The sequence below is a fragment of the Sphingomonas sp. PvP018 genome, assembly GCF_017876865.1.
GTDB lineage: Bacteria > Pseudomonadota > Alphaproteobacteria > Sphingomonadales > Sphingomonadaceae > Sphingomonas > Sphingomonas aerolata.
Map to the genome: position 1 here is coordinate 3,815,326 of NZ_JAGIOU010000001.1, position 17,316 is coordinate 3,832,641.

The window sequence follows — 17,316 nt, forward strand, 5'->3', positions numbered from 1 at the left end:
CCTAGCGGATCACGCGCGTCACCGTAATCCGTCGTGTATCGCGCGCTGCGATGATCATGTCGCGCAGGCCATCGACCGCGAAGACGATCCCGACCAGCAGGACGGGGGTGGTGATCAGCGCCCAGGGGAAGTCGTCGCTGCGCACGCCCAGCGCGATCACCGCCGCATAGCCCAGCAGCGTGGCGAGCGCACGGACGGCGGCAGGATCGCGCCACGCCAGCCACCCGAACAGCGCGGTCGCGATCAGGACCGCCGCCAGCCAGTCCGGCAGCAGCGCGAGGCCCGACGACAGCGTCACGAGCTGCACATAGAAGCCGAACCCCTCAAGACCGCTCAGCCCCTGCGCGCTGCGGTCGAGCGGACCGGTGACCAGCGTCACCGCATGCGCATGCGCGGCGAGCGCGACGAAGAAGACGAGCGTCGCGCCGACCCATGCGGCGGCCTCGCGGCGCTCGCCCTCGATCCAGGCGATCACCGCCATGATCACGACATAGATCAGCGCGGTCTCGCGGATCAGCATTGCCGACAGGCCGAGCGCGACCGCGGGGATCCACTCACCGGGGCGCCGCAAGGCGAGCGAGAGCGCGATCAGAGCCCCCGCCCAGACTTCGGGGAAGACCACCAGCGGCGGCTCGAGATGCACGTAGAGCCCCGTCAGGATCAGCAGCCCCGCGATCCCCACGGGGATCGGCCCGGTCATCGCGGGGCGCAACCGGACGATCCACGCGCCCATCGCGCCAATGCAGAGGAGCGGCAACAGCGCGGTGACGAGCAGCGGCGGCATCGCGGCCTGCACCACCGCCAGCGTCGGCAGGCGGACCGTCGTATAGGGCTTGAGCGGGGCGTGCGCGACGCGGTGCGCCTCTGCCGCCGCGACATAATAGGGCGTGCCGCTGCGCACGTTCGCGACGACGCTCTGATAGAGCAGCAGCTCGGTCTGGCCCAACGGCGCGGACGCCACGCCCGCCTCGCCCGGGCGTGGTCCGGGCGCGCTGACCGCGGTCAGGCACGCGAGCAGCAGCATCGCGAACAGCGCGAGCCCCAGCCGCGCCTGCGACCGGGACAGGCCGGCAAACCGGCTCGGGCCGACCAGCCACAGGGGGGCGCCCCGCCGCGTCCTCATCCGACGTGCAGGCTCATCCGAAGACCAGCGTGGCAGCAACCCCGGCCATCGCCGCGATCACCGCGACGAGGCCATAGCGCCAGCCGCCGCCGATCCGGATGACCTCGATCTCGCGCAGCGGCATCGTCGGTGGCGCGCCGCCGGGTGCCGGGTAATGCGCCTCGATCCGGCGGACCAGTTCGGGCAGCCGGGTCAGCGTGCGCACGTCCTCGATGATCCGGTCGGCGATCGCCGCCTCGGGGCCGAGTTCGCCGCGGATCCAGTCGCGCACGAACGGCTCCGCGCTCTCCCACAGGTTGATGTCGGGATCGAGGCTGGTCGCCACGCCCTCGACCATCACCATCGTCTTCTGCAGCAGCAGCAAATGCGGCTGCGTCACCATGTCGAAATCGCGCGTGATCGAGAACAGGCTGTCGAGCATCATGCCGATCGACATGTCCTTGACCGGCAACCCGCGCATCGGCTCGCCGACCGCGCGCAAGGCGGTCGCGAATTCGGCGACGTCGTGATGCGCGGGGACATAGCCCGCCTCGAAATGGATCTCGGCGACGCGTTTATAGTTGCCGGTGATCAGCCCGTAGAGGATCTCGGCGAGCCAGACGCGGGCGCGCCGGTCGATCCGGCCCATGATGCCGAAATCGATCGCCGCGATCCGGTTGCCCGGCATCGCGAACAGATTGCCCTGATGCATGTCGGCGTGGAAGAACCCGTCGGCGATCGCCTGGCGCAGGAAGGCACGCACCAGCGTCTGCGCGAGGCCGGGCAGGTCGTAGCCGGCCGCGACCAGCGCGGGACGATCCGACAGCTTGATGCCGTTGATCCACTCGATCGTCATGACCTTGGCGGTCGATCGGGCCCAGTCGATCGCGGGGATGACGAAGTCGGGCTCGGCGGTCATGCCGTCCGCGAGCTCGGACGCCGAGGCGGCCTCGCGGCGGAAGTTCAACTCGCGCAGCGTCCAGCGCTTGAAGGTCTCGATCGTCAGGCGCGGCCGCAGACGCATCGCCTCGGGGCTCAACGCCTCGAGCTGCGCCGCCGCCCAGCTATAGGTGTCGATCGCCCGCGCGAAATCATCCTCGACGCCGGGGCGCAGCACCTTGACCGCGACCTGGCGGCCATCGGTGGTCGTCGCGCGGTGGACCTGCGCGATCGACGCGGCACCGACCGGGACCTGCTCGATCCGCGAGAACAGCGTTTCGAGCGGCTTGCCGAAACTTGCCAGCATCGCCGCCTCGATCGTCTCGTAAGGGACGGGCGACAGCTGGTCCTGCAGCCGCAGCAGATCCTGCGCGGCATCCTCGCCGACCAGGTCTGGGCGGGTGGCAAGCGTCTGGCCGAGCTTGATCGCGGCGGGGCCGATCGCCTGGAACGCATCGGCATAGCGCGGCACCTTCGGCACGCGCGCACCGAACCGGGCGATCCGCGCGAGGCGACGCACCGCGGCCGGCGTATTGGGATCCCGCTCGATCCCGCGCAGCGCGCCGTGCCGGGCGAGAATGCGACCCCATTTGAGAAGCCGCCAGACATGGGTGGTCGAGGCGGTCACAGGCCGTTCACAGCAGAAAGCGAGATTTGTTCACGCAAAGGCGCGAAGGCGCGAAGAGAAAAATTTTGTTCGCGCGGAGGCGCGGAGGCGCGGAGAGTGTGCACCCTGCCGCGACTGCGGCTTTTTATCATCGGCGAAGAGTTGATTATGCGCTGTCGCGCGAATGCGGCTCTGACTCTCCGCGTCTCCGCGTCTCCGCGTGAACCCCTCTTCGCGCCTTCGCGCCTTCGCGTGATCACTAAATCTTCCAACCCGAATGAATCGCAACCAGCCCACCCAGTAGCGGCTCGACCTTCGTCTGCACGAAACCAGCATCCGCGATCATGCCCTTGAACTTGGGCATGTCCGGGAACCGACGGATCGACTCGATCAGATAGCGATAGCTGTCGGCATCCTGCGCGAGCAGTTGCCCGAGCTTCGGGACCATCTTGTGCGAATAGGCATCGTACACCTCGGCAAAGCCCGGCCAGACGGTGGTCGAGAATTCGAGGCAATAGAAGCGCCCGCCGCGCCGCAGCACGCGGTGTGCCTCGCGCAGCGCCTTGGGGATGTCGGTCACGTTCCGGATTCCGAACGCGATCGTGTACGCGTCGAAGAACCTGTCGGGGAAGGCCAGCGTCTCAGCATTCGCCTCGGTCCAGACCAGCCCGTCGAGCCCGCGCTTGTGCGCGCGTTCCATGCCGACTTCGAGCATCTGCGGATTGATGTCCGCAACCGTGATCGACGCGCCCGACGGCTCCATGCGGAACGCGATGTCGCCGGTGCCGCCCGCCATGTCGAGAATCTGCTCGCCCTCGCGCGGCTTCACGCGGCGCACGAAGCGGTCCTTCCACAGCCGGTGCATGCCGCCCGACATCGCGTCGTTCATCAGGTCATATTTGCTCGCGACGTTCGAAAACACGCCGCCGACGCGCGCGGTCTTCTCGGTGGCGGGAATGTCCTCGTAACCGAACGAGACGGTGTCGGCCTTCGGGGCGGTGTCGGGGATGAGAGCGGGGGCGGGCGCGATGTCATTCATGCTCCGTGCTCTAGCGGCGCCTTGTGGCGCGGGCAAACGCAACCTAGCTGGAAAACGTGCCAGAACTTCCCGAAGTCGAAACCACCGTGCGCGGGCTCGAACCCGTGCTGCTCGGCCAGCGCCTGGCCTCGGTCGAACCGCGCCGTGCGGACCTGCGCAAGGCGATTCCCGTCGACCTGCGGCAGCGCATGACCGGCGCGACCGTCACGCGGCTGTCGCGGCGCGCCAAATACGGCCTGATCGACACCGATCGCGGCGATACGCTCGTCTTCCATCTCGGCATGTCGGGACGCTGGCGGGTGGATCCCAGCGCGATCCTGCCGCACGACCATCTGCTCATCGGCACCGCGGCAGGTCGGACGGTCGCGCTCAACGACCCGCGGCGCTTCGGCTTTCTCGATCTCTGGTCCAGCGACGCGATCGCGCAATATCCGCCGTTCCTCGCCATGGGGCCCGAACCGCTCGGCCCCGATCTGACCGCGGCCTATCTCCTCGCGGCGCTCGAAGGGCGGGGCGCGTCGATCAAGGCGATGCTGCTCGACCAGCGGATCGTCGCAGGCCTCGGCAACATCTATGTGTGCGAGGCGCTGCACATGGCGAAGATCGCGCCGAGCCGGGCGGCGGGGCGGATCGCGCTGCCGCGACTCGAGCGGCTGGTCGAGGCGATCCGCGCGGTGCTGACCGCCGCGATCCTCGCGGGCGGATCGAGTCTGCGCGACTATGCGCGACCCGACGGCGAGCTCGGCTATTTCTCGAAACAATGGCGCGTCTATGGTCGCGAGGGCGAGCCCTGTGCGTGCGGCGCGCTGGTCCGCCGCAGGACGGAGGGCGGGCGTTCGACCTTCTGGTGTGCGCGTTGCCAAAAGGCATGACGGAACGCGGTTGACGATTCGGTGCGGAGTGGGTAGGAGCCGCGCTTCGAGAGGGCGTAGGAGCAATCCGGCGCCCCTTTTTATCATTCGAACATCCAGAGGGCTTCATGGCGAACACGCCGCAGGCGAAAAAGCGTATCCGTCGCAACGACCGTCGCGCGGAAGTGAACGGCAACCGCGTTGGCCGTATCCGTACCTTCATCAAGAAGGTCGAAGCCGCACTGGCTTCGGGCGACAAGGGCGCAGCGACCACCGCACTGGCCGCGGCACAGCCTGAGCTGCAGCGTGGCGTCGCCAAGGGCGTGCTGCACAAGAACACCGCGAGCCGCAAGTTCGCGCGTCTGACCAAGGCCGTGACCGGGCTCGCCTAAGCGACCCGACATTGCCGGAGCGGATTGCCCGCCGGGATCTTCCCGGCGGGTTTTTTGCGTCTGCAAAGGGAACGGAAGGCGCGCTCGCGCAACCCACGGATTCCCCGCGATTCGAGTGACGCCGGATCATGCCGCACCGGCTCCGAAATCGTAAAAATTGGCCAAACACAGCCACTTATAAAAATATCGACGCATTTCCGGGGCTTGATCAAGTCAACCCGCTTTATTTCGAAAATGTGACGTGCTCGGGCCTTGCTAGACTCGCCGATCGCTTCATAACTGAGCGAACGGCGGCGGTGAATCACGGACGTGAATCACCACTGCGCAAGCAACAGGGCGAAGATGCCGGGCGACCCTATGGGTCGTCACGGGGGATCATTTTCTGTCGGGACTATATCACCAGCGCGGCTGTCGCGCGGGGTCGGAGAAGTGTGCGCGTGACGAATTGGCAAGGATCGACCGTGCACGCTTCGGAGGCCGAAAAGGCCTGGGATCGCGTGCGCTCGTCCCTGCGCGAGTCTGCCGGCGCGCGCCTGTTCGAGCAGTGGCTGAAGCCGATCGAGCTGATCCCGAGCGACGACGAGGAGTCGATCCGCCTCGCCTTGCCGTCCGCCTTCATGACCAACTGGGTCCGCAACCATTATGCGGACCGGCTCGCGCTCGAATTCCGGCAGATCCTGCCGCAGGTCCGCACCGTCCAGATCGAGACGCGCAGGCCCGGCCCGAAGCCGGTGCTGCTGGTGATGCCGACCCCCGCGGAGACCCTGGACCGCGACACCGCAGCCGCGGCCGTGGAACCCGCTCAGGTCCCGGTCAAATTCGGCGTCGACCCGTCGCTGAAGCCCGCCCCCGCCCCCGCGGCACAGCCCGTACCGGCCTACGACACGGTCATCCCCGAGCGCCCGCCGCTCGATCCGCGCTATACGTTCGATCGCTTCGTCGTCGATGCGTCGAACAAGGTCGCGTTCAACGCCGCCAAGGTGCTCGCCGAGCCCGGACCCGTACGGTTCAGCCCGCTGTTCCTCCACAGCAACACGGGGCAGGGCAAGACGCATCTGATGCATGCGATCGGCCACACGTTCCTCGCCGCCAACCCGCACGCGGTCGTGCTGTGCATGTCGGCCGAGCGGTTCATGTATGATTTCGTCGCGGCGATGCGCGCGCGCGACACGCATGCGTTCAAGCGCCGGCTGCGCGGCGCCGACCTGCTGCTGATCGACGATCTCCAGTTCATTGCCGGCAAGGACGCGACGCAGGAGGAATTCTTCCACACGATCAACGAGATCATGACCGCCGGCAAGCGGCTGGTGATCTCCGCCGATCGCTGCCCGCAGGCGCTCGAGGGTGTCGAATCGCGGATCATCAGCCGCATGGCGGTCGGGCTGGTCGCGGACATCAAGGCGCCCGACCTGCTGCTGCGCCGGACGATCCTCGACCGCAAGCTCGTCGACCTGCCCGACCTGCGCGTACCGACCGACGTGCTCGACCTGATCGCCAGCCGGATCCACGCCAATATCCGCGAGCTCGAGGGCGCGCTCAACCGCGTCATCGCCTATGCGCAGCTGACCGGCGAGACGATCGACCTCGAGTTCGCGATCGCGACGCTCGGCGAAGTGCTGCGCGGCGCGCAGAAGCGCGTGACGATCGACGAGATCCAGAAGCTGGTGACGGCGCATTTCGAGCTCAAGCCGCTCGACATGATCTCGGCACGCCGCGCGCGTGCGGTCGCGCGGCCGCGGCAGATCGCAATGTATCTCGCCAAGCGCCTGACGACGCGGTCGCTGCCCGAGATCGGACGCAAGTTCGGCGGCCGCGATCACTCGACGGTGATCCACGCGGTCCGCAAGATCACCGAACTCCGCGACCAGGACCGCGACATCGACGCCGCGGTCCGTGTGCTGATGCGCGAACTGGAGGGCTGAGGCCCTCGCGCCCCTCATCCCGATGACGGGAGGGGGCGTCGGGGTCACGGGTGCAAGGCAGCCTAGACCTGCAACCCCATCGCATCCTGCGTGCGCTTCAGCACCGGTGCCGCGAGCGCGCGCGCCTTCTCCGCGCCGTCGCGCAGCACCGCGGTCACCGCGCTGCGATCGTCGAGCAGCCGCACCATCTCGTCGCGAATCGGCCCGAGCTTGGCCACTGCGAGATCCGCGAGCGCCGGCTTGAACGCGCCGAACCCCTTGCCGCCATATTCGCTGAGCACGGTCGCGACATCGCTGTCCGCCAGCGCGGCATAGATGGTCAGCAGGTTGCGTGCCTCCGCCCGGTCGCCGAGCTCGTCGACGGTCGCGGGCAGCAGGTCGGGATCGGTCTTCGCCTTGCGGAATTTGTCCGCGATCGTGTCGTCGCTGTCGATCAGCTTGACCACCGACTGTTCGGACGGGTTCGACTTGGACATCTTCGCCGACGCATCGCGCAAGCTCATGATCCGCGGCGCCGCCTTGCTGATCAGCGGCGCGGGGAGCGTGAACAGGTCGACGCCGTAATCGCCGTTGAACTTGGTCGCGATGTCGCGCGCAAGCTCGAGATGCTGCTTCTGGTCCTCGCCCACCGGCACGTGGGTCGCATTGTAGAGCAGCACGTCCGCCGCCATCAGCACCGGATAGTCATACAGCCCGACGCTCGCGCCCTCGCGGTTCTTGCCCGCCTTATCCTTGAACTGCGTCATGCGGTTCAGCCAGCCGACGCGCGCGACGGTGTTGAGCAGCCACGCCATCTCGCTGTGCGCGGGCACGCGCGCCTGGTTGAACAGGATCGACTTGGCCGGATCGACACCCGCCGCGATCATCGTCGCGGCGACCTCGAGGGTGTGTGACGAGAGTTCGGCGGGCGCGATCCATTCGGTCGGCGCATGCAGGTCGGCGATGAAGAACATCGACTCCCCGCCCTGCGCGACGACGTCGTCCTGCAACGTCACCCATTGCTTCACCGCCCCCAGGTAATTGCCGAGATGGAGATTACCGGTGGGCTTGATGCCGGAGACGACGCGCATGGGAAAACCTTATTTGGAACGACGCAGGAGCGTGGAGATGTCGCCCAGCCGGAACGCGCCGGTGAGCAGGGTGGCGATCGCATAGACGACCCCGCCGGTCGCGACCAGCACGAGCATCGCCCCCCAGCGCTCGGTCCCGCTGCCCGTGACGAACGGCTGGAACAGGTCGTTGAGGAAATACATCACGCCGCCCATGATCAGCGCGGCGACCAGCAGCCGCCACGTCCGCCGTACCAACCGGGCATCGGGGACGAAATGCCCGCGACGGACGAGCGTGCGGTATAGCATCGCGACGTTGACCGTGCTCGCGATCGCGGTGGCAAGCGGCGGGCCCATATGGCCGAGCGGCTTGATGAAGGCGAGGTTGAGGACGAGGTTCACGACCATCGACATCGTCGCATAGCGCACCGGCGTCTTCGTGTCGGACCGCGCATAATAGCCGGGCGTCAGCACCTTCACGAGGATGTAGGACGGCAGCCCGATCGAGAAGGCGGCGAGCGCCTGCGCGGTCAGGATGCTGTCGTCGAGCGCGAACTTGCCGTGCTGGAACAGCGCGCCGACGATCGGCACGCCGCAGACGATCAGCGCCACCGTCGCGGGCAGGGTCAGGAACAGCGCCAGCTCCATGCCGCGGTTCTGCGTCGCCATCGCCTCCGTCTCCTCGCCGCGACCGAGCTGGCGCGAGATGGTGGGGAGCAGGACGGTGCCGAGACCGATGCCGATCAGCCCGAGCGGCAGCTGGTTCAGCCGGTCCGCGAAATAAATGTACGAGACCGAGCCCGCGGGCAGGAGCGCGGCGGCGAGCGCGGTCGAGACGACGAGGTTGATCTGCACCGCACCCGCACCCGCGGCGGCGGGCCAGATCAGCGACATCAGCCGCTTCACCTCGGGGTTGAGCTGGGGCCGCTTCAGCCGGAGCACGACGCCCGATCTGCGGCAGGCGTAGATCAGCCAGAGAAGCTGGAGCGCGCCCGACACCGTGACCGCAATCGCCTGGTTGCGCGCGGTCATCAGCGGCAGCCGCTCGTGGAACAGCAGCAGTGCGGCGATCAGCGTCGCATTGAGCAGGATCGGCGCCGCGGCGTTGATCCAGAATTTATGCAGTGAATTGAGGATGCCGCCGAGCAGCGAGACGAGGCTGATCAGCAGCAGATAGGGCAACATGATCCGCGACAGGTGGACGACATAGGCGAAGCGCTCCGCGCTCGCCCCGTTGAACCCGAAGGTCAGCAGCCAGGTGACGGGCCAGGCGGCGAGCTCGAGCAGCACCGTCATGCCGATCAGCACCGGCAGCAGCACCGACAGCGCGTCCTCGGCAAAGGCGATGCCGTCGGGCAGGCCGCGGCCATCCTTGTCGCCGACCTTGCGGTTGAACATCGGGATGAATGCGGCCGAGAACGCGCCTTCCGCGAACAGCGCGCGGAACATGTTCGGGAGGCGAAACGCGATCAGATAAGCATCCGATGCGAACCCCGCGCCGACGAACCGCGCGAACAGCGAATCGCGCACCAGCCCCAGGATCCGACTGGCGAGCGTCAGCCCGCCAACCGATCCCAGCGCCTTGGTCAGGTTCACCTATGCGCCCTCCGGTCCGGGCTTCACGCCTGGCCGAAATCGCCGACGTTCGGCTGGATGCCCTGCTGTTCCGACTGCTGGAGATAGAGCTGCGCGAAATCGATCGGCTCGAGCAGCAGCGGCGGGAAGCCGCCGTCACGCACCGCATCCGACAGCACGCGGCGTGCGAACGGGAACAGCAGGCGCGGGGCCTCGCCCAGCAGGAAGGGCTGGACATGCTCGGCCGGGATGTTGCGCAGCCCGAACAGGCCCGCAAAGGACAGGTCGACGATGAAGGCGACCTGGCCGTCGGTCTCGGCGCGGACGTCGATCTTCAGCACGACCTCGTGCACCTCGTCGCCGACCTGCGCCGCGCCGATGTTGAACTGGACGTCGATCGCGGGCGGGGTCTGGTTCTGATAGACTGCGGGCGCGTTGGGGTTCTCGAACGAGAGATCCTTGACGTACTGCGAGATCAGGCCGGCGGCGGGCGCTTCGTCGGCACCATTGGCAAGCGGCTGATCCGCGATCGACATGCCGTTCTGGTCGTCCATGATCTGCGAATCCTTCGTATAAATGAGGTGGGACCGAAGCGGACGGGTCGCGCGTTCGTGTCTTGAGGCAGTGCGCGTAGCAGTGCCCGACGGGTGTTTCAACGGCTACGGATCCCACGGAATCCTAGGCGGGTTTGAAAAGAGACGCCGTTGCCCTATGTTGGGACGAAGATCGGAGGCACGGTTGTTTTACGTAGTACTTCTCGCGATGGTCGCAGGGTTCCTGGCGATGCGTCTTTATAGCGTGCTCGGAAAGCGGACCGGTCATGAACAGCAGCCCCTGCCGCGTGCGGCAGAGGAGCGGTCCATACCCGTCACGATCCCGCGCACGATCGATGCGGCCGCCGAACAGCGGACGATCGCGAACCGCAACATCGACGCGCGCGCCGAACCCGGCCTGCGCTCGATCATCGCCGTCGAGCCCGGCTTCGACGTCAACCAGTTCCTCGAAGGTGCGCAGGCGGCCTATCGCATGACGCTGGAGGCCTTTTGGAAGGGTGATGCCGATACGCTCGCCGATCTGGCGGAGGACGATGTCCGCACCGCCTTCGTGGAGGCGATCGCGGCGCGCGAGGCGGCCGGCGAGACGCTCGACAATCGTCTGGTGACGATCGAACGTGCGGTGATCGCCGACGCGTCGGTTTCGGGCCGCGAAGCCCGGATCTCGGTGCGCTTCGATGCGGACATCGCCGCGATCACGCGCAACGAGGCGGGCGAAGTCATCGCCGGGTCGCTCACCGACGCGGTCGAGACGCATGACATCTGGACGTTCGTCCGGACGCTCAAGAGCGCCGGCCCGAACTGGAAGCTCGCGGACACCGACGAGGCGTGACGCGCGCGATCAGGGGGATTGGCGGTTCGTTCGCGCTGGCCCTGGCACTCAGCGGGTGCGTCGGCGGTGTCGCGGCACCGACCGACCGCCCGTCCTCGCCGGGCACCGCATCGCCGGCGGCCACCGCCGGAAAGCCGTCACGGGGTCAATTTACCCCAAACAGTGACAACATTCGCAACATTCGCGGCATCCAGATACCCGCCCGCATTGTTGGGGCGGTACCGCTGGCTGCCGTTCCCGTCGCACCGCCTCTGCCCGGTGCGCTCGCCCCGGTCAGCGCGGTCACGGCCGGCGTAACGCTGGGGCCGTCGCTCGCAACGCTGCCGATCAGCGATGCGCAGGCCGAGGCCGCACGTCTGGCCTTCGTCACGAGCTGCCCCGGCTTGCAGCGTCGTTCCGACCAGTCGGGGCTGACCCGCGGTCCCGATTGGCAACCCGCCTGCGCCGCGGCACAGGCGACCGGGCCCGGTGGCGCGCGCGCATTCTTCACCCAGTGGTTCGAGGCGGTCCAGGTCGGTGACGGCAAGGCCTTCGCAACGGGCTATTACGAGCCCGAGATCGCCGGCTCGCTCGAACGCCGCGACGGCTATGCCCCGGTCTATGGTCGCCCGCGCGATCTGATCGACGTCGATCTCGGCGCCTTTTCGACATCGCTCAAGGGCAAGAAGATCCGCGGCCGCGTGTCGGGCTCGAACTTCATTCCCTATTATGACCGCACCGCGATCGAGCAGGGTGCGCTTGCCGACACCGCGCCGATCCTCGCCTGGGCGAAGGATCCGGTCGAACTCTTCTTCCTGCAGATCCAGGGGTCGGGACGTCTTCGTCTGCCCGACGGGTCGATCCTGCGGATCGGCTACGACACACAGAACGGCCGCGACTATACCGGCATCGGCGCGCTGATGAAGACGCGCGGGCTGTTGCAGCCCGGCCAGACCTCGATGCAGGGCATCGTGCGGTGGCTCCACGATCACCCCGTCGAGGCGCAGGCGATCATGCGCGAGAACAAGAGCTTCGTGTTCTTCCGCGAACTCGACGGCGCGCCGCAGGGTGCGATGGGCTATCCCGTGACCGGGCAGGTCAGCGCGGCGGCGGACGTAAAGTTCGTGCCGCTCGGCGCGCCCGTGATCCTGTCGCTCGACCGGCAGGATGCGACCGGGCTGTGGATCGTCCAGGATACCGGTGGCGCGATCAAGGGCAGCAACCGGTTCGACACCTTCTGGGGCGCCGGCGCCGCTGCCGAGGCGACGGCTGGCGGCATGGCGGGGCGCGGCACCGCGTTCCTTCTGCTCCCGATCGGCACCGCCGCACGGCTGAACGCCGCAACTGCGAACGGGGCGCGCTATGACGGGTCGTCCGCTCAACCCTGACGAGGCGCATCTCTGGGCGCGCGTGATGCAGACCGTGCGACCAATGCGCGCGGTCCCCAAGCTCGTGCCCCCGGTCGTGCCGTTAGCCGCGCCCGTCGCGACGACGCGCAAGGTGAAGCCGACCAAGGGCATTCGCCTGCCAACGCTTCCGCCCCCACCCGGCGCAGCGCCGTTGAAGGCGGCGGCGCGCACCCTGTCGCCGGCCAACACGCTAGACGGGGGCTGGGACAAAAGGCTGTTGCGTGGCGCGGTCAGCCCCGACAGCTCGATCGATCTTCACGGGCACACGCTCGCCTCCGCGCACGCGATCCTCGACACCGGCCTGTCCCGCGCGATCGCCCGTGGCGACCGCGTGCTGTTGCTGGTGACGGGCAAGCCGCCGCGCCCCGAAAGCGAACGGCCGCACGCCCGCGGCGCGATCCGTGCAGCAGTCATCGACTGGCTGTCGATCTCGCGTCACGCCGGCGGTATCGTCGCGGTCCGCGGCGCGCATCCCCGGCACGGCGGGGCAGGGGCGCTCTACATCATCCTGCGTCGCAGCCGCGAACTGGGCGGCTGACACGATGGGTTATCCGCGCTCGATCGCACGCACGATGACATCGGCATAGATGTCGGTCAGGCGGTACAGGTCTTCGACCGCAACCGCCTCGTCCACCTTGTGCATCGTAGCATTGATCAACCCGAATTCGACCACCGGGCACAGCTTCGCCAAAAACCGCGCGTCGGATGTGCCGCCCGTCGTCGACAGGTCTGGGACGACGCCCGTCACCGCAGTGATCGCGTCGGACATCAGAGTCGACAACGGCCCGGGTTTCGTCAGAAAGGCTTCACCCGATACGCGGCCGGTGACGACTGCTGCGGGATCATGCCGAGCCGCCAGTGCGGCGATCCGGGCGATCAGCGCGTCGCCGCTATGCATGTCGTTGAACCGGATGCTGAGCCGCGCCGACGCTGCGGCGGGGATGACGTTATGCGCGGGATTGCCGACCGCGATATCGGTGACCTCGATGTTCGACGGCTGGAACCAGGCATTGCCCTGGTCGAGCGCGACGGTCTCGATCTCGGCGAGGATCGCCACCAGCCGGGGGATGGGGTTGTCGGCGAGATGCGGATAGGCGACGTGACCCTGCCGCCCGGGGACGCTGATCCAGATATTGACCGAGCCGCGCCGACCGATCTTGATCGTGTCGCCGAGCGCGGCGGTGGAGGTCGGTTCGCCGACGATGCACTGGTCGGGACGGATGCCCCGTGACGCCATCCGGTCGATCAGCGCGCGCGTCCCGAACGTTGCAGGACCTTCCTCGTCCCCGGTGATGATCAGCGACACGGTGCCCGCGTCGGTCCGGCTGGCGGCAGCGGCAAAGGCGGCGATCGCGCCCTTCATGTCGACAGCGCCGCGCCCGTAGAGCAGGCCGTCGCGGACCTCGGCCGACCAGGGCGAGCCCTGCCACCCCTCGCCCGGGGGTACGACGTCGAGATGCCCTGCAAATGCCAGATGCGGCCCCGATCCGGTCCGGACCGCGAGCATGTTTTCCACCGGACCGTCGGGCGCTTCGCCGATCGTGAAGCGGTCGACGTCAAAGCCGATCGGAGTCAGCGCCGCCTCCAGCACGTCGAACACGCGGCCCTGCGCCGGCGTGACGCTGTCTTCGGCCAGCAGCGCCTGCGCCAGCGCCAAGGGATCGATCACCGCAGCGCGCTCGGCGCCGGCTGCTCATATTGCTCGATTACCCAATCCTCTTCCTGCGCGCCGGCGATCCAGTCCTGCATGAAGGGGTGGTCGAACATTGCCTGCATATAGCCCTGCGCGAACCGGGCGATCGGCAGCTGATAGGTGACGATCCGCGTGACGACGGGCGCGTACATGATGTCGGCCGCGCCGAACGTACCGAACAGGAAATCGCCGCCACCGCCAAAGCGCGCGCGCGCCTGAGCCCAGAGCTCCATGATCCTCTGGAGATCGACCAGGACATCGTCGTCGGGGCGCTGCGCCGGGAAGATCTGACGGACGTTCATGCTGTGCTTCTTGCGCAGCGCGGCAAAGCTGGAATGCATTTCGGCCGCCATCGAGCGAGCCATCGCGCGTGCTGCCTCGTCTTCGGGCCAGAAGCGGTCGCGACCTACCTTGTCCGCGAGATAGTCGACGATCGCCAAGCTGTCCCATACGACCGCCTCACCATCCCAGAGGATCGGCACCTTGCCCGACGAGGGGGCGAACTCATCGCCTTGGCGTCGCTTTTCCCATTCCGCATCGTAGAGCGGGACGACGACCTCGTCGAAGGGCAGCCCGGACTGCTTGCACGCGAGCCAGCCGCGAAGCGACCAGGAGGAATAGGCCTTGTTGCCGATGACGAGTTTCATGGCCCGGGGACTAGCGGGCGGGAGCGGCGAGGGCAATCTCTGCCGCCCTCGCCGGATGCACGGGCGTCAGCTGACGGCTTCGACGACCGCCGCGCGCAGTTCGGGGATGCCCATGCCGTATTCACTCGACGTCACGAGGATGTCGGGATGCGCGGCGGGGCGCTTGCGGGCCTCGACCGCGGTGCGCTCGGTGACCTCGACGAGTTCCGACGCCTTGATCTTGTCCGCCTTGGTCAGCACCATGCGATAGCTGACCGCAGCCTTGTCGAGCATCTCGAGGATCTCGCGATCGACGTCCTTGATGCCGTGGCGCGAGTCGATCAGCACGAGCGCGCGCTTGAGCACGTCGCGGCCGCGAAGGAAGTCGTTGATCAGGAAGCGCCACTTCTTGACGACATCCTTGGGCGCCTTGGCGAAGCCATAGCCGGGCATGTCGACGAGGCGGAAAGCGAGCGGCGCGCCGACCTCGAAGAAGTTCAGTTCCTGCGTGCGTCCAGGCGTGTTCGATGTACGCGCCATCGAATTGCGCCCAGTCAGCGCATTGAGCAGCGACGACTTGCCGACGTTCGACCGCCCGGCAAACGCCACCTCCGGCACCGAAGCATCGGGCAGGAATTCGAGCGTTGGCGCCGACTTCAGGAAGCCGACATGGCCGGCGAACAGCTTGCGCGCATTCTCGAGCTGCTCCGCGGTGAACGGCGCGTCGGTCTGCTCGAGATCGGGACCGAGGTTCGAGCCGGCATTCGGAAGGTCGTTCACTTGGTCACCGGTGCTTGCAGGCCCGGATGTCGGGCGTAGAGGAGCTTCTGCTGAAGGATCGTCAGGCAGTTGGACGTGATCCAGTAGACCTGAAGACCGACGGCGAACGGCGCCATCACGAACATCAGCACCCAGGGCAGCAGCTTGAAGACCTGCTTCTGCGTGTCATCCATCGGCGTCGGGTTCAGCTTGAACTGGAAGTACATGCTGATGCCGAGGATGATCGGGACGATGCCGATCGCGATCATGTGCGGCGGGGTGAACGGCAACAGACCGAACAGGTTAAGCGGCGTCAGCGGATCGGGCGCGGACAGATCCTTGATCCACGCGACGAACGGCTGGTGACGCATTTCAATCGTCAGCATCAGCACCTTGTACAGCGCGTACATGATCGGGATCTGGAGCAGCGTCGGCGCGCAACCCGCGAGCGGGTTGACCTTCTCCGCCTTGTACAGCGCCATGACCTCCTGCTGCATGCGGACCTTGTCGTCCTTGTACTTCTCCTGCAGCGCCTTCGTCTTGGGCTGGACGGCGCGCATTGCGGCCATCGACTTGAACTGGCGCTGCGCGATCGGGAAGAGCAGGCCGCGGATCGTCACCGTCAGCAAAATGATCGCGACGCCGAAATTACCGACCGTGCGGTACAGCCAGTCGAGATAATAGAAGATCGGCTTCTCGACGATCCGGAACCAGCCCCAGTCGATTGCATAATCGAGCTTGGCGACGCCGCCCGCCTGATCGGTATAGCGATCGAGCAGCCTGACCTCCTTCGCGCCCGCAAAGAAGCGCGACGTCTGGGTCACCGCCTGGCCGGGGGCGATGAGCTTGGGCTGCAGCGCGTAATCCGCCTGATAGGCCTTGTTGGCGCCCGCGCGGAACTGGCCGTCAAACGCCTGGCCCTGGTCGGGAACGAGCGCGGTCAGCCAGTATTTGTCGGTGAAGCCGAGCCAGCCGCCGGTGGTCGAAAATTTTTGCGGAGCCTCGTCGATGTCCTTGTAGTTCGGACGGTAATGCGCGCCGCCATTGTCGACCGACATCGGCCCAACGTGGATCGTCATCGACGACGGATCCTTGGAGATGCCGACACGGTTGACGAGGCCATAGGTGGCAACGGGGACGGGCGCGGTGCCAGCGTTGAGCACGGTCTGGCGGACCGTGAACATGTAATCGCCGTCGACCGCGATCTGGATGCGGAAGCGCTGGCCCGTGGCGTTGGTCGCATCGAGCGTGACCGGAGTCGTCGGCGTCAGCGTCGTCGCGCCCGACGCAGTCCAGACGGCGTCAGCGGCAGGCGGAGCAAGCCCCTGCGCGCGCCAGCCGAAGCTCGCGAAATAGGCGTCGGGTGCACCGGCCGGTGAAAGCAGACGGATCGGCGGAGAATCCTTCGCGACGGTCTCGTCATAGCCCTTGAGAACGAGATCATCGATCCGCGCACCCTTCAGGTTGATCGAGCCGGAGACCCGCGGGGTTTCAATACGGACGCGCGGCGTCTCGGCGATGACCGCGGCGCGATCGCGCACTGCGGCGGCCCCGTCGGCGGCCGGATCGGCGGCGGGGTTCGCGACGGCCTTCGTCTTGCCGCCTTCGATTTTCGTCACCGGTGGATTGGCCGTCGGGAAGAACTTGCCCTGGATCATCGGCCATCCGAACAGGATGAGCGCCGCGATAACCGCGAACAGCACGAAATTCTGCTTGTCGTCTTTCACAGGGCGGCGTCTTTCAATTTCTCAGGCTTCAGCTCTGGGACTGGGTCGGGTCCGTACCCGCCCCAAGGATGGCAGCGCGCGATGCGCTTCGCCGCCAACCAGCCCCCCTTGCGCGCGCCATAGCGCCCAACGGCCTCGATTGCATAGGCGGAACAGGAAGGATCGTAGCGACAGCTCGACGGCAGGACCAGTGAAGGACCGAGTTGCCAGCCGCGTGCGACGAGGATGAGGAGGCGGGCTAGCACGATGCGGCCGGGACCA

The 17,316-nt window shown here is 67.1% G+C and carries 17 protein-coding genes; 6 read left to right on the top strand and 11 right to left on the bottom strand.

The annotated features are described in order from the left end of the window. Position 1 precedes the first annotated feature (1 nt). From J3A66_RS17205 to J3A66_RS17215, 3 genes are all read right to left on the bottom strand, one after another. Entirely contained in the window at positions 2–1,123 is a 1,122-nt protein-coding gene (locus J3A66_RS17205) for a hypothetical protein (protein WP_209570168.1), read from the bottom strand. A gap of 13 nt (positions 1,124–1,136) precedes the next feature. Further along, positions 1,137–2,669, bottom strand: coding sequence for a 2-polyprenylphenol 6-hydroxylase (gene ubiB / locus J3A66_RS17210; protein ID WP_107929524.1), 1,533 nt, complete (start codon positions 2,667–2,669; stop codon positions 1,137–1,139). A 238-nt stretch (positions 2,670–2,907) separates the two neighbouring features. After that, complete coding sequence (locus J3A66_RS17215) at positions 2,908–3,687, bottom strand: class I SAM-dependent methyltransferase (protein WP_166748407.1); 780 nt, start codon at positions 3,685–3,687, stop codon at positions 2,908–2,910. Positions 3,688–3,743: 56 nt separating this feature from the next. Between J3A66_RS17215 and mutM the strand changes: the two genes are divergently transcribed. The 3 genes from mutM to dnaA all read left to right on the top strand — a co-directional run bounded on the left by mutM (position 3,744) and on the right by dnaA (position 6,852). Further along, entirely contained in the window at positions 3,744–4,559 is an 816-nt protein-coding gene (gene mutM, locus J3A66_RS17220) for a bifunctional DNA-formamidopyrimidine glycosylase/DNA-(apurinic or apyrimidinic site) lyase (protein WP_209570169.1), read from the top strand. Positions 4,560–4,666: 107 nt separating this feature from the next. After that, positions 4,667–4,930 carry a 30S ribosomal protein S20 gene (rpsT, locus tag J3A66_RS17225; RefSeq protein WP_031394736.1) on the top strand — a complete coding sequence of 88 codons (264 nt, stop codon included), beginning with the start codon at positions 4,667–4,669 and terminating at the stop codon, positions 4,928–4,930. A gap of 461 nt (positions 4,931–5,391) precedes the next feature. Next, positions 5,392–6,852 (top strand): chromosomal replication initiator protein DnaA, encoded by a 1,461-nt coding sequence (gene dnaA / locus J3A66_RS17230; protein ID WP_348634071.1) that lies wholly within the window; start codon positions 5,392–5,394, stop codon positions 6,850–6,852. Between the two features lie 62 nt (positions 6,853–6,914). Here the strand turns inward: dnaA and trpS are convergent, their stop codons facing one another. Genes trpS through secB form a run of 3 tightly spaced genes read right to left on the bottom strand, consistent with a single transcriptional unit; the run spans position 6,915 to position 10,030 of the window. Next, positions 6,915–7,922 carry a tryptophan--tRNA ligase gene (trpS, locus tag J3A66_RS17235; protein ID WP_056406335.1) on the bottom strand — a complete coding sequence of 336 codons (1,008 nt, stop codon included), beginning with the start codon at positions 7,920–7,922 and terminating at the stop codon, positions 6,915–6,917. Positions 7,923–7,931: 9 nt separating this feature from the next. Then, complete coding sequence (gene murJ / locus J3A66_RS17240; protein ID WP_159512499.1) at positions 7,932–9,497, bottom strand: murein biosynthesis integral membrane protein MurJ; 1,566 nt, start codon at positions 9,495–9,497, stop codon at positions 7,932–7,934. A 23-nt stretch (positions 9,498–9,520) separates the two neighbouring features. Further along, positions 9,521–10,030, bottom strand: coding sequence for a protein-export chaperone SecB (gene secB, locus J3A66_RS17245; protein WP_031394740.1), 510 nt, complete (start codon positions 10,028–10,030; stop codon positions 9,521–9,523). Positions 10,031–10,214: 184 nt separating this feature from the next. Here secB and J3A66_RS17250 point away from each other — a divergent pair, with 184 nt between their 5' ends. From J3A66_RS17250 to J3A66_RS17260, 3 genes are read left to right on the top strand one after another with little or no spacing between them, the layout of a single operon-like run. Beyond that, positions 10,215–10,862 carry a Tim44/TimA family putative adaptor protein gene (locus tag J3A66_RS17250; RefSeq protein WP_156360333.1) on the top strand — a complete coding sequence of 216 codons (648 nt, stop codon included), beginning with the start codon at positions 10,215–10,217 and terminating at the stop codon, positions 10,860–10,862. After that, positions 10,859–12,229 (top strand): MltA domain-containing protein, encoded by a 1,371-nt coding sequence (locus tag J3A66_RS17255; protein ID WP_348634072.1) that lies wholly within the window; start codon positions 10,859–10,861, stop codon positions 12,227–12,229. Before J3A66_RS17250 ends, J3A66_RS17255 begins: the two co-directional genes overlap by 4 nt. Continuing rightward, positions 12,204–12,788, top strand: a complete 585-nt coding sequence (locus J3A66_RS17260) for a Smr/MutS family protein (protein WP_192141973.1) — start codon at positions 12,204–12,206, stop codon at positions 12,786–12,788. The genes J3A66_RS17255 and J3A66_RS17260 overlap by 26 nt, the downstream gene beginning before the upstream one ends. Positions 12,789–12,797: 9 nt before the next feature. Here J3A66_RS17260 and dapE read toward each other — a convergent pair whose 3' ends face one another. The 5 genes from dapE to yidD all read right to left on the bottom strand — a co-directional run bounded on the left by dapE (position 12,798) and on the right by yidD (position 17,300). Then, entirely contained in the window at positions 12,798–13,919 is a 1,122-nt protein-coding gene (dapE, locus tag J3A66_RS17265) for a succinyl-diaminopimelate desuccinylase (protein WP_209570180.1), read from the bottom strand. After that, a complete protein-coding gene (locus J3A66_RS17270; RefSeq protein WP_031393802.1) occupies positions 13,916–14,590 on the bottom strand; it encodes a glutathione S-transferase in 675 nt (224 codons plus the stop codon). The genes dapE and J3A66_RS17270 overlap by 4 nt, the downstream gene beginning before the upstream one ends. Positions 14,591–14,656: 66 nt before the next feature. Then, positions 14,657–15,253: a ribosome biogenesis GTP-binding protein YihA/YsxC gene (gene yihA, locus J3A66_RS17275; RefSeq protein ID WP_245337131.1), complete on the bottom strand. Its 597-nt coding sequence runs from the start codon at positions 15,251–15,253 to the stop codon at positions 14,657–14,659. 92 nt (positions 15,254–15,345) lie between these two features. Further along, entirely contained in the window at positions 15,346–17,055 is a 1,710-nt protein-coding gene (gene yidC, locus J3A66_RS17280) for a membrane protein insertase YidC (RefSeq protein ID WP_056406343.1), read from the bottom strand. Beyond that, a complete protein-coding gene (yidD, locus tag J3A66_RS17285) occupies positions 17,052–17,300 on the bottom strand; it encodes a membrane protein insertion efficiency factor YidD (RefSeq protein WP_081874402.1) in 249 nt (82 codons plus the stop codon). Before yidD ends, yidC begins: the two co-directional genes overlap by 4 nt. Positions 17,301–17,316: the final 16 nt, after the last annotated feature.